The sequence below is a fragment of the Symbiobacterium ostreiconchae genome (assembly GCF_055396975.1).
Genome location: NZ_AP042454.1, coordinates 2,387,124 through 2,399,440 on the forward strand (window position 1 = coordinate 2,387,124; position 12,317 = coordinate 2,399,440).

Here is a 12,317-nt window from a genome sequence, read left to right on the forward strand (position 1 = left end):
TCAGTCTGAACCAATGATACATGGTGGGATTTGCCCCTCTTAAACCACCATGTGGAGGTTCGACTGATGCAGTCTCATGGTACGACGCCCGAAGTCACTGCGCAAGCCATCAAATCCACCACCCGGCATGGTTTTCTTGTCGCTCTTGGTTGGGTAGCGCAAAGGCTGAACCTGGTTGACGTGTTGAACCGGCACCTGCGGATCAATCAGAAGACCTACACCCATACGCCGGTCGACAAGGTAGTCGAGGCGTTGGTTGCCATTCTCGGCAACTGCCGCTACATGAAGGACCTGAACTTCGATCCCGAGCCGCTGGTCGCCGACCCTGCCGTAGCTCAAGCCTGGGGGCAGGAACGCTTTGCTCACTTCTCCACCGTCTGTGCGACCTTTAGCAAACTAACGGAGGAAAACGTTCAACAACTTTCCGATGCACTGGCGGAGATCCAGGCTCCCCTGCTTCAGCAGGAGGTTGCGGCGGTGGCGGGCCCAGACCGGTCCGGAATGGTCATCGTGGACATCGACCTCACCGGCCAGAAGGTTCGGGGCGAGACCAGGCAGTACACCGGTACCGACTTCGGCTACATCCAGGGGAAGTTGGCCCGAGGCTATCAGATCGCAGCCGCCTTCCTCAGCGGGAAGCAGCAGCGCTTTGCCATCGACGGCCTTCTCAAGTCCGGCAAGGCCAACAGCCGTTCCGGCGCCTGCCTGCTCGAACTGATTCCCAGGATCGAAGCCCGGATTGGTCGTCCCCTGCGGCGAGTCGAATGGGTCGAGGCATGCCTGGCTCAGCAGAAGGCTCGGGTCAGGCAGCTGTATCAGCAACTGCAGACGGTATCAGGCAAGGGCAGCGCCCGCCGGAAGCAGAAGCTGCAGCGTGAGTTCCAGGAGGAGGTTCAGCACCTCCGTGAAGTGAACCAGCGACTCCGGCAGTACCGGCAGGAGAATCGGACGAACCCGGCTCCCCTCCGGATCGTGCTGCGAGCCGACAGCGCCTTTGGCACGCCGGAGGTGATCCAGCGGCTGCTGGAGCTGGGATACGAGTTCACCATCAAGTCCTACTCCGGAAGCAATCCCGCCTACAAGCGCCTCTTCGACGCCGTGCCGGCGGAGGGCTGGGTTGAAGTCGAGAAGAACCGGTTTGCCTCCGAAGCCGTTACCGTACCTGGCCCCACTTTGCTCGCACCGTATCCGGTGCGACTGGTCGCCATGCGCCGCTGGGACGCCGATGGCCGGGAGGTCCGCAGCGTCATCCTGACTACGCTCCAGCCTGAGGAGCTCACCACGACAGAGGTCGTCAAGCTCTACCATGGACGGCAGACCATCGAAGCCGGGTTCCAGGAGTGGAAGGGAACGTTCCACTTTGGTACTCCTCGGATGCGGAAGTATGAGGCCAACGCCGCCTTCACGCAGCTGGTCTTGTTCGCCTTCAACCTGGTGCGCTGGGCTTGGCGGTTTCTGAGCACGAACTCGCCCAAACTGGCCGAGGCGGGGAGTCGACTCTTGGTACGAGTAGCGGCCCGGTGCCGAGCAACCATTCGGTGCCTCGGCGACACGCTGCGGTTGGTGTTCAGCCGGGGTACTCCCCTGGCTGGAGCTGAGATTACCCTGAACCGGGCCACTCCCTACCCATACGCCCTTTTAACACCACGAATGTCGAGTTGTTCGCGTGAAACTTGAGCTAGTATAACCGTTACTTCCCTACGAGCATGTTCTCCTTCCTGTAGTACTTTCACGTGAACCCTTACATCTAGGAAGACTGTTCCCAAGACGATGACGCCAACACCACCAGTGTGCGCCTCATAAACGCACCCGGGGAAGCAACTGGCCACTAGAGTGGCCAACACCTGCACTAACTTACTCAAGCATCAGAGTGTACCAAACGACTCGGCTGGTACCTACCCTAGTCAGGGTTCAGTCTCGGGAGCGCAGGCGTTGTCCCGGAAATCGTGGAAATTCAAAGTGGCGGCCCTCAAGCCCCGTTTGGTATAACGGGGGTGGACAGTAGGAAGGAGGTTGCCGCCACTGATGTCATTGTACCGCGGGAAGACCAAGAAGCGCCAGATGCTGGAGGTGGACAAACAGCCCTGGTTGCCCCAGCAGGTGCAGGTGACGCTGCATGCCCTCATGGGAGCAGCCAAGGAGGGTCTGCTGGCCCTGGCCGTCGCTGTGGGGCTTGACGTACTGCGCTCCATGATGGAGGCAGAGGTGACGGCCATCGTCGGCCCCAAGGGCAAGCACAACCCCAATCGAAAGGCTTTTCGGCACGGTGCCGAGGAGGGGCGGGTGGTGCTGGGGGGACGGAAGGTACCCATCCAGCGGCCTCGGGTGCGGACGAAGGACGGACAGGAGGTCAGGCTCTCGAGCTACGAAGCCTTCCAGGATGAGCAGTTGCTGACGCAGGCCGCCCTGGAACGGATGCTTCATGGCCTCTCCACTCGGCGCTACCATCATGGCCTGGAGCCGGTGGGCGACGATCTGCCGGCCGTGGCTACGTCCAAGAGCAGCGTAAGCCGGCACTTCGTGGCGGCCACACGCAAGGCACTGGCTGAGCTGCTGGCGAGGCCGCTTGGTGATCAGCGCTACCTGGTGCTGATGCTGGACGGGATCGAAGTCGCAGACCACACCGTGGTGGTCGCACTGGGGATCACGGACGACGGGCAAAAGCAGATCCTCGGCCTCTGGGAAGGGGCTACCGAGAACGCAACCGTCTGTCGCGCCCTGCTAACAGACCTGGTGGAACGCGGCCTGCGGGTGGACGGGGGCATCCTGGTGGTGATAGATGGGGCCAAGGCCCTCAGGGCTGCCGTGCGGGACGTGCTGGGTGCCAGGGCGACCGTGCAGCGATGCCAAGTTCACAAAAAGCGCAACGTGCTGGACCACCTGCCGGACGAGGCTCGCGCGTGGGTCAGCCGCAAGCTGGAGCAAGCCTGGAGGGAGACGGACTACGAGAAGGCCCGGACTGCTCTCACCAGCCTGGCCAAGACCCTGGACGACAAGTATCCGGGCGCCGCCGCCAGCCTGCGCGAGGGGCTCGAGGAGACCCTGACCGTCCTGCGGCTGGAACTGCCCGAGGCGCTGCGCAAGACTCTCCGTTCCACGAACCCCATCGAGTCCGCCTTCGAGAAGGTACGGATGGCTAGCCGCAACGTCAAGCGCTGGCGGAACGGCCAGCAGGTGCTGCGCTGGACTGCCGCGGGCCTCCTGGAAGCGGAGAAGGGCTTCCGGCGCATCAAGGGATACCGCCAGCTCCCAATGCTGTCGGAAGCCCTAAGCAGACACGCCGCTCCAGAAGCATCCAGCGCCGTGCAAACGGCCTAAAAACGAAGAAAAAGGCCGCCACGAAATTCCACGGCGGCTGGGACGTCGCCCCGTCCGATAGTTGTAAAGGTCAAGGCATAGTTGCTCTACTGGAAGAGACATGACCTTTGGCATTACATTGTCCACCCCTGACTCAGTGACCTGTCAGGGTTTTTCGACACTGATTTCAAATATCCTTGCCAGAACTGTAATGGCCAATCTGCATACTCGGTCGAAACCGACAGATTCCCAGGCTGGAACAGTGCTGGCACAACCTCGAACAGTCTTGGGTAGCCACTACGCGCTAGGAGTCTGTCCGGATAATGGCCCTTGGAGGAGTCCAATGGGCCATTATCCAATGTTTAGGGTATGAGCAAGAAGACATACAGACCGTATCAACCGAATCAGATCTTGTTGCTACCGCCCTCGCTGGACGAGTGGTTGCCCAAAGACCATGTGGTCTATTTTTTGAGCGATGTGGTGGACCAACTTGACCTTTCAGAGATTGAGCAGGCCTACGAGAAGGAGCTTCGAGGGCAGCCGCCTTATCATCCGGCCATGATGGTGAAGGTCCTGCTCTACGCTTACTGCGTGGGCATTTACTCGTCGCGCAAGATTGAACGTGCGCTGCAGGAGAACGTTGCCTTCCGGGTGTTGGCGGCCAACAACCAGCCCGACTTCCGCACCATCAGCGACTTCCGAAAGCACCACCTGAAGGCCCTGAGCCACCTCTTGCAACAGGTTGTCCAGATCTGCCAGGAGGCAGGCTTGGTCAAGTTGGGCCATGTTGCGCTGGATGGGACCAAGATCAAGGCCAACGCTTCGCGGCATAAGGCCATGAGCTACCGGCGGCTGCAGGAAGAAGAGCAGCGGCTCAAGGCCGAGATCCGGGAGCTCCTGAAGCGGGCCGAAAGGGCCGATGCGGACGAGGATCGCCAGTACGGCGCTGACCGTCGTGGTGACGAACTGCCCGAGGAACTCCGCCACCGTGAGACGCGTCTGGCCAAGATTCAGGCTGCCAAGGCTGCCCTTGAGGCCGAAGCGCGGATGCGTGCCGGCGTTGGAGAATTACCCAATCCTGACGCGGCATCCGAGCCCACTGAGCCAGATGACGGCTCGGATCCGCCTGGGTCTGGCGGTTCTCACCGCCGCAAACGAGCCAAAGGAGTGCCGGAGGCGAAAGCGCAGCGCAACTTCACGGATCCCGACTCCCGCATCATGAGGGGATCGGAAAAGCAGTTCATCCAGGGGTACAACGCGCAGATTGCGGTGAACAGTGACACCCAGGTCATCGTGGCAGCGGATGTTACCAATCAAGCCGCAGACGCTCCCCACCTGGTCCCCATGGTGTCCCAAGTGAGTGCCAATACCGGTCAGGAACCGGACGAGGTGTCGGCTGGCGCCGGCTACTTTAGTGAGAATAACGTCAACTGGCTGTTGGCGAAAAAGATCAGTCCATATATCCCCCCGGACAAACTGCCTCATCGTGAGCGCAGGCAGCGCAAGCCGCCGCGGGGGCCTCGTCCGCGCACGCTACGAGAACAGATGCGACGCAAACTGCAGATGAAGCGCCACTTCCATAGTTACCAGAAACGGGAACAGAGTGTAGAGCCGGTCTTTGGCCAGATCAAGGCGGTGCGCGAATTCCGGCAGCTTCATCTTCGCGGATTAGAGAAGGTCCGCGGAGAGTGGCTTCTCGTGTGCACTGCACACAACCTGCTCAAACTGTACGCGGCCAGGAAGGCGGCATAGGGAAAGGATGACTTCGAATCGCACCGGAAGACGAAAGTCCCAGCCGATTGCTTTACATACTCGGACAGGCTCCTAGGCCCTCAGCACTCCGGCGCACGCCAATCCGTCATTTCTATGGGCCAGACTCCGTATCAGATGAAAAGTTAGCCCGGCGGCATTGCACCGCCGGGCTGACTCCTACTTGTACTGACTCACCAGCTGCTCCCACACCGCAGGATCCATCGACCAGTCCTGGTTCACGATCCCCTGCTCCCGGTAGCCGGCCACCTTCGCCTCGTACGGCACCGAGTTCGGGTCCTCGTAGATGATCCCCGTGACCAGCTCCTCCGTCTCCATCAGCTTCTTCATCGCCGCGAAGCGGTCGTGCCGGTCGTAGTTCGGGTCCTCATCCAGGTTCACCAGGTTCTGCTTGAAGAAGTCAAACGTGTTCAGCCGGTTGAAGGTCACGCAAGGCGAGTACGTGCTCACCAGGGCGAAGCCCGGGTGCTGGATCGCCCGCTTGATGATCTCCACCAGCTGCTTCTGGTTGGCCGAGAAGCCGCTGGCCACGAAGCCGCACCCGGAGGCGATGGCCAGCTGCAGCTGGTTCACCGGCTTCTCGATGTTGCCGGCCGGGGTGGAGCGGGTGCTGAAGCCGCTCTCCGAGGTGGGGGAGGTCTGGCCCTTGGTCAGGCCGTAGATCATGTTGTCCATCACGATATAGGTGATGTTCACGTTCCGGCGCAGGGCGTGCATGTAGTGCCCCATGCCGATGGCGAAGCCGTCGCCGTCGCCGCCGGCGGCGATGACCGTCAGCTCCCGGTTGGCCAGCTTCAGCCCCTGGGCAGCCGCCAGCGCCCGGCCGTGGACGACGTGCAGGTTGTAGGAGTTGATATAGTTACCGATCTTGCCCGAGCAGCCGATGCCCGAGACGACCGCCGCCTTCTCCGGTTCGATCTGCAGTTCCACCAGCGCCTTCTGCAGGGCCGCCAGCACGCCGAAGTCGCCGCAGCCCGGGCACCACCAGGACTTCTCGGAAGTCCGGAAATCCGCCATGGTCACTGCCATCTCGCTTACGCCTCCTTCGCCGCCAGCACGATGGTCGGGTCCTCGGTGGGCCGCACGCCCTGGCCGCCGCCGGTGACCAGGTACCTGGCCTCGCCAGCCAGCACCGCACGGGCGCCATCGACGATGTCCTTCACGGTGAACAGGTTGCCGTCGTACCGGAGCAGGCTCGCGATCTTCTCCTGGTCGTAGCCGGCGCCCTTCAGCATGAAGGCGAACTGGCCGGTGGCGTTGGACTCCACCACAAGGGCCTTGCCGTCGCCGACGTACTTCGCAATCTCGGGCACGGGCACCGGGTAGATCAGCCGGATCTGCAGCACGCCCACCTTCTTGCCGGTCATCTCCTCGATGATCGGCTGGGCCTCCTTCGCCGCGCCCAGGGTGGTGCCGAAGGCGAGCAGTACCAGGTCGGCGTTCGGGCTGCCGAAGTAGCGCACCGCCTCGGTGTCGACCTTGGTGAGCCGGCGCAGCCGCCGGTTCATCATGTAGACCCGGTTGGCGGGGTTCTCGGTGACCTTGCCCATCGGGCCGTGTTCGGCGCCGGTGGCCAGGAACTGGCCGTTCTTCATGCCGGGCAGCGAGCGGGCCGACACGCCGTTCTCGTTCACCTGCTTGCTGTACCGCTCGAACACGTCCCGCCCCATGGCCGCCAGGGCCTCCGGGTCGGCGATGGGCCCGCGGTCGATCTTGGGCAGGTTCGCCAGATCCACCGCCTGAGGCTCCACCGTCTGCTGGAAGAGGGCCAGGGCCAGGTCGGAGGCGATGAGCACCGGGCAGTGGTAGTTGTCCGCCAGGTTGAAGGCCTCGGCCGTCATCGGGATGAGCTCCTCCACCGAGCCGGGGGCCAGCACGATGCGCGGGCCCTCGCCGTGGCCGCCGTAGGCCAGCGCGAGCAGATCGGACTGTTCCTGCTTGGTCGGCATGCCCGTGGAGGGGCCGCCGCGCTGGGTGTCGATCACGACCACCGGGGTCTCGGTCATGGAGGCGAGGCCGATGGCCTCCTGCATGAGCGAGATGCCGGGGCCGGAGGTGGCCGTCATCGCGCGGGCGCCGCCGAAGCCGGCGCCGACGCAGGCGACGATCGAGGCGAGCTCATCCTCCATCTGCACGGCGACGCCGCCCACCTTCGGGAAGGCCTTCACCAGGTTCTCGGCGATCTCGGAGGCCGGCGTGATGGGATAGGAGAACATCAGGCGGCAGCCGCCGGCGAGCGCCCCGAGGGCCGCCGCGTCGTTGCCGGTCATGAGCAGCTTCTCCTGCCCGTCGGGCTTGGCCAGGTTCAGGCGCAGGTCGGACCAGTGGTCGACCACGTACTGGTAGCCCTGCTCCATGGCCTGGTGGATGAGAGCCACGAACTCCTCGCCCCGGTTGCCCCAGCGGCGCTGCGCGTAGGCCTTGAAGCCCTCCAGCGGCAGGCCCAGGAAGGCGGCCGACGCGCCCAGGACGAGGTTGTTCTTCATGAGTGTATTGCCCAGCGCCAGTGCCATCTTATTGAATGGCATGGTCAGCAGCTTGGCGTCGATCCCCTCGGGCAACTTGGGTTCGAAGGACTCCTCCGCCAGGATGATGGCGCCGGGGTACACGTTGCGCGCGCACAGGTCGATGGACTCCTGATCCAGCACCACCAGCAGGTTCACGCCGGCGGCCGGCGCCAGAACCCGGTCCACCGACAGGCGGGTGGTGAAGTCGGTGTGTCCGCCTTTGATGCGGGAGGCAAAGGTCTTGTACGCGTACACGTAGTACCCTGCGCGGCTGGCAACCGTGTTGAATACCTCGGCCGTGGAGTCAAGGCCGGAGCCCTGTTCACCGCCGATCTGCCAGCAAACCTCCTTCAGCAACCTGGTCCCCTCCTCAACAGTGCATAGTCCGGGGGCAGGCCCCGTCGCCTGCCCCAGATTGATGGTTGCTGCCGACAGTGGGTTGTTTGCTTCCACTTCCAACTATACGACTAGTTCGGGTATGATGAACATGCATATTTGACATACCGCAAATACCCCCGGTGCATTCGGCACCGGGACTTCTAAGGAGGCCACGCCAGTGCTACTGCAGCACCTCATCACCTTCTGCCGCGTCGTGGAGACCGGCGGCTTCGCCCGGGCGGGCGCCCTGGTGGGGCTGAGCCAGCCGGCGGTGACCCGCCAGGTGGCGGCCCTGGAGGCCGAGCTGGGCACGGAGCTCCTGGATCGTTCGGGCCGGCAGATCCGCCTGACGCCGGCGGGCCGGCTGGTCTACGAGCGGGCCCGGCGCATCGTGGCGGTCGCGACCCGGCTGAAGGAGGAGGTGGCGGATCTCGGGCACCCGGAGCGGGGGCGCATCGCCATCGGCGCCGTGACCACCGTCGGCCTGCGGCTGCTGCCCCCCATCCTGGCTGCGTTCAAGAAGGAGCATCCCGGCGTGCGCGTGCACGTGAAGGCGGACCGCACGCAGGAGACCATCGAGCGGCTGCTGGAGGGCGAGATCGAACTGGCGATCCTGCCGACGCCGGTGACGCATACCCGGCTCCGCTCCGTGCCGCTGATGGACGACCCGGTGGTGCTGGTCTGTGCGCCCGAGCGCCGGAAGGAGCTGCCCGATCCGCTGCCGCTGGAGCAGCTGGGGGAGATCGAGCTGATCTCGTTCCAGGCGCCGTCCCGCTTCCGCACCTTCGTGGACGCGATGCTGGAGCAGAGCGGGGTCTACCCCAACGTCACCATGGAGTTCGACTCGCACGAGGCCGTCACGCTCATGGTGGAGGCCGGGTTCGGCTGTGCGCTGGTGCCGGCCTCGGCGGTGGAGCGGGAGCTGGCCCTGGGCACGCTGGTGCGGGTGGAGGTGGACCGGATGCCGCCCATGGCCCGCACGACCAGCCTCGTCTTCCGGCACCCGAACCCCGGCTGGAACGCGGCCACCGAGCGCCTCTTCCAGATGATCGTGGAGTTCTTCAAACAGGGGGGATGACCAGCAGGAATCGGGGCGATTGTGGCTAAATCATAGTACCTACTCCTAATTGACCTTACGGTGGCCTCGTGGTATAGTTTGCAATCGCCCTGCCGTCAGGACAAGGTTCTTGCTATAATTACCGTTAGTCTTATTCAGCTCTGCATGGGGCCGAAAAGGAGGCTGGTCCCCCGTGGTTCACCGACTGTCGAGTATGCGGCTGATCGTGCGGCTGGAGATTGAGAACACCGGCTCGATTTTCTCCTACATCGCGACCGCGATTGGCGCCAGCGGTGGCGATATCGTGGCGGTGGACCTCATTCAGTCCCGGCGCGACGTGGTGGTGCGGGACATCACCATCCAGGTGGAGAACCGGGCGCACGGAGACCGCATCGTCCAGGCCCTGGCGGCGCTGCCCGGCGTCAAGGTGGTCAACGTCTCCGACCGGGTGTTCCTGGCGCACCTCGGCGGCAAGATCGAGGTGAAGCCCCGGGTGCAGGTGAAGACCCGGGACGACCTCTCCGTGGTCTACACCCCGGGCGTGGCCGACGTCTGCCGGGCCATCGCCGAGGATCCGTCCAAGGCCTTCACGCTGACCATCAAGCGGAACACGGTGGCGGTGGTCACCGACGGGACCGCCGTCCTGGGACTGGGGGACATCGGACCGGCCGCAGCCCTGCCCGTGATGGAAGGCAAGGCGATGCTGTTCAAGCAGTTCGCCGGCGTCGACGCCTTCCCGATCTGCCTGGACACCAAGGACCCCGACGAGATCGTCCGCATCGTGAAGACCCTGGCCCCGACCTTCGGCGGCATCAACCTGGAGGACATCTCCTCGCCCCGCTGCTTCTACATCGAGGAGCGGCTGAAGGAGGAGCTGGACATCCCCGTGTTCCACGACGACCAGCACGGCACCGCCGTGGTGGTGCTGGCCGGCCTGATGAACGCGGCCCGGGTGGTGGGCAAGGAGCTGACCGACCTGCGGGTCGTCGTCTGCGGCATCGGCGCCGCCGGCATCGCCATCTCCAAGATGCTGATGCTGGCCGGCATCACCAACATCATCGGCGTGGACCGGGTGGGCATCATCGAACGGGGCAAGGAGTACCCCGAAAACGCCATGTGGCAGTGGTATGCCGAGCACACCAACCCCGAGAACCGCCGCGGCACCCTGGACGACGCGATCGAGGGCGCAGACGCCTTCATCGGCGTGTCGGCCCCGGGCGTGCTGACGGTGGAGCACGTGAAGAAGATGGCCCGGGATCCCATCGTCTTCGCCATGGCCAACCCGGTCCCCGAGATCGATCCCGACGAGGCGGCCCCGTACGTGGCCGTGCTGGCCACCGGCCGGTCCGACTACCCGAACCAGGTGAACAACCTGCTCTGCTTCCCGGGCGTCTTCCGCGGCGCCCTGAACTGCCGGGCGCGGCAGATCAACGACGCCATGAAGCTGGCCGCAGCCCGGGCGATCGCCTCGGTGGTCTCGGACGAGGAGCTGCACGCGGAGTATATCATCCCCTCTGTGTTCAACAAGCGGGTCGTCGAGGCCGTGGCGCAGGCGGTGGAGCAGGCGGCCTACGACACGGGCGTCGCCCGCCGGGAGCGGCAGCCCCGGCCAGGCGGAGACGATTGAGGGGATGGCGGCGGGCAGCGGGCGGCAGGTGGTGATCACTGAGCCGTGGGCGGTGAGCGGTGAGCCATGGGCTCTGAGCCGTGGGTATGCGCGGTGAGCCGTGAGCTGCGGGCGATGACCCATGAGCCGTGGGCAGTGAGCACTGAGCTGTGGGTGATGAGCGGTACGCTCTGAGCCGTGGCGATGAGTGGTGAGCCGTGAGCGGCGGCGGATGAGCGATGGGTTACGAGCCGTGAGCGGTGAGCCGTGAGCACTGAGCTGTGGGTGATGAGCAGTAAGCTCTGAGCCGTGGCGATGAGTGGTGAGCCGTGAGCGGCGGCGGATGAGCGGATGGCGGCGGGCAGCGGGCGGCCGGCGGTGAGCACTGAGCCGTGGACGACGAGCGCTGAGCCGTGAGCACTGAGCACTGAGCACTGAGCTGTGGGTGATGAGCGGTACGCTCTGAGCCGCGGCGATGAGTGGTGAGCCGTGAGCACTGAGCCGTGACCATGAGCGTTGAGCCGTAAGCTCTGAGTCGTGTCCATGAGCGGTGAGCCGCGGGCTGTGGGTGACGAGCCGTGAGCCGTGACGATGAGCGTCTGGCTAGGAGCCGTGGAGATGAGCCGTGAGCCGGAAGCGGTGAAGGCTCGCTGCTGGGCAGTGCGAGCGGCCCGCGGTTCCCGTGGAGCGGCGCACCCGTTGGGCCGCCAGCGTGAGAGGGGAGTGGCCTGCGCTCTCCTGATGGGCGTTGCGTTATGAAGTCTCAAACAGCAGTTTGAGAGGGTACAAGGGCGGTCCCGCCGGTGCAGCGGGACCGCCCTGTTCGCGCGTGCCCCTGAACCGGCGCGTGGACCTGCCAGACAGGGCCACAGGGACATACCCTGCGGACGTCCGGGAGCGGATGCCCCTGCCCCCGTCCGTGGGGTTACGCCGTCCCGAATGGCTGTCCCGGCTCCGTCCCGGGGGGCCGATGGGTCGACATCCGCCCGGGATCAGACCTCACGCGCCGACCGCCCACCTCCTGCCGCTGAGGCCCCGCCTCCACCGTTCGCCCCTCACATCTCACCGCACACGGCCCACGGCCGATTACCCACCCGCTGCCCACATCTCACCGCTCACGGCCCACCGCCTACCCACCCGCTGCCCACATCTCACCGCACACGGCCCACGGCCGATTACCCACCCGCTGCCCACATCTCACCGCACACGGCCCACGGCCTACCCACCCGCTGCCCACCTCTCACCGCACACGGCCCACGGCCGATTACCCACCCACTGCCCACATCTCACAGCTCACGGCCCACGGCCGATTACCCACCCGCTGCCCACATCTCACCGCACACGGCCCACGGCCGATTACCCACCCGCTGCCCACATCTCACCGCACACGGCCCACGGCCGATTACCCACCCGCTGCCCACATCTCACCGCACACGGCCCACGGCCGATTACCCACCCGCTGCCCACATCTCACCGCACACGGCCCACGGCCGATTACCCACCCGCTGCCCACATCTCACCGCACACGGCCCACGGCCGATTACCCACCCGCTGCCCACATCTCACCGCTCACGGCCCACCGCCCATTACCCCCCCACCGCTCACATCTCACCACTCACGGCCCACCGCCCATTACCCCCCACCGCTCACATCTCAGCGCTCACGGCCCACGGCCGATTACCCCCCCAGCGCCCACATCTCA

Annotated in this window: 7 protein-coding genes; 5 read left to right on the plus strand and 2 right to left on the minus strand. The window is 64.8% G+C overall.

What is annotated here, in order from left to right; genetic code table 11:
- The first annotated feature begins 66 nt into the window (after positions 1-66).
- The 3 genes from ACZ5UM_RS11535 to ACZ5UM_RS11545 all read left to right on the plus strand — a co-directional run bounded on the left by ACZ5UM_RS11535 (position 67) and on the right by ACZ5UM_RS11545 (position 5,049).
- Positions 67-1,677, plus strand: a complete 1,611-nt coding sequence (locus ACZ5UM_RS11535) for a transposase (protein WP_011196386.1) — start codon at positions 67-69, stop codon at positions 1,675-1,677.
- A gap of 513 nt (positions 1,678-2,190) precedes the next feature.
- Positions 2,191-3,318 carry an IS256 family transposase gene (locus tag ACZ5UM_RS11540; protein WP_083766174.1) on the plus strand — a complete coding sequence of 376 codons (1,128 nt, stop codon included), beginning with the start codon at positions 2,191-2,193 and terminating at the stop codon, positions 3,316-3,318.
- 348 nt (positions 3,319-3,666) lie between these two features.
- On the plus strand, positions 3,667-5,049 hold the full coding sequence (locus ACZ5UM_RS11545) for an IS1182 family transposase (RefSeq protein WP_464844277.1): 1,383 nt from the start codon (positions 3,667-3,669) through the stop codon (positions 5,047-5,049).
- Between the two features lie 177 nt (positions 5,050-5,226).
- Here the strand turns inward: ACZ5UM_RS11545 and ACZ5UM_RS11550 are convergent, their stop codons facing one another.
- Positions 5,227-6,096 carry a 2-oxoacid:ferredoxin oxidoreductase subunit beta gene (locus ACZ5UM_RS11550; RefSeq protein ID WP_464844278.1) on the minus strand — a complete coding sequence of 290 codons (870 nt, stop codon included), beginning with the start codon at positions 6,094-6,096 and terminating at the stop codon, positions 5,227-5,229.
- Positions 6,097-6,101: 5 nt separating this feature from the next.
- Entirely contained in the window at positions 6,102-7,931 is a 1,830-nt protein-coding gene (locus tag ACZ5UM_RS11555; protein WP_464844279.1) for a 2-oxoacid:acceptor oxidoreductase subunit alpha, read from the minus strand.
- A 199-nt stretch (positions 7,932-8,130) separates the two neighbouring features.
- On the opposite strand from ACZ5UM_RS11555, the gene ACZ5UM_RS11560 reads away from it, so the two are divergent.
- Together ACZ5UM_RS11560 and ACZ5UM_RS11565 are read left to right on the plus strand one after the other, a co-directional pair.
- Positions 8,131-9,030, plus strand: coding sequence for a LysR family transcriptional regulator (locus ACZ5UM_RS11560; RefSeq protein ID WP_464844280.1), 900 nt, complete (start codon positions 8,131-8,133; stop codon positions 9,028-9,030).
- A gap of 172 nt (positions 9,031-9,202) precedes the next feature.
- Entirely contained in the window at positions 9,203-10,636 is a 1,434-nt protein-coding gene (locus ACZ5UM_RS11565) for a malic enzyme-like NAD(P)-binding protein (protein ID WP_464844281.1), read from the plus strand.
- Positions 10,637-12,317: the final 1,681 nt, after the last annotated feature.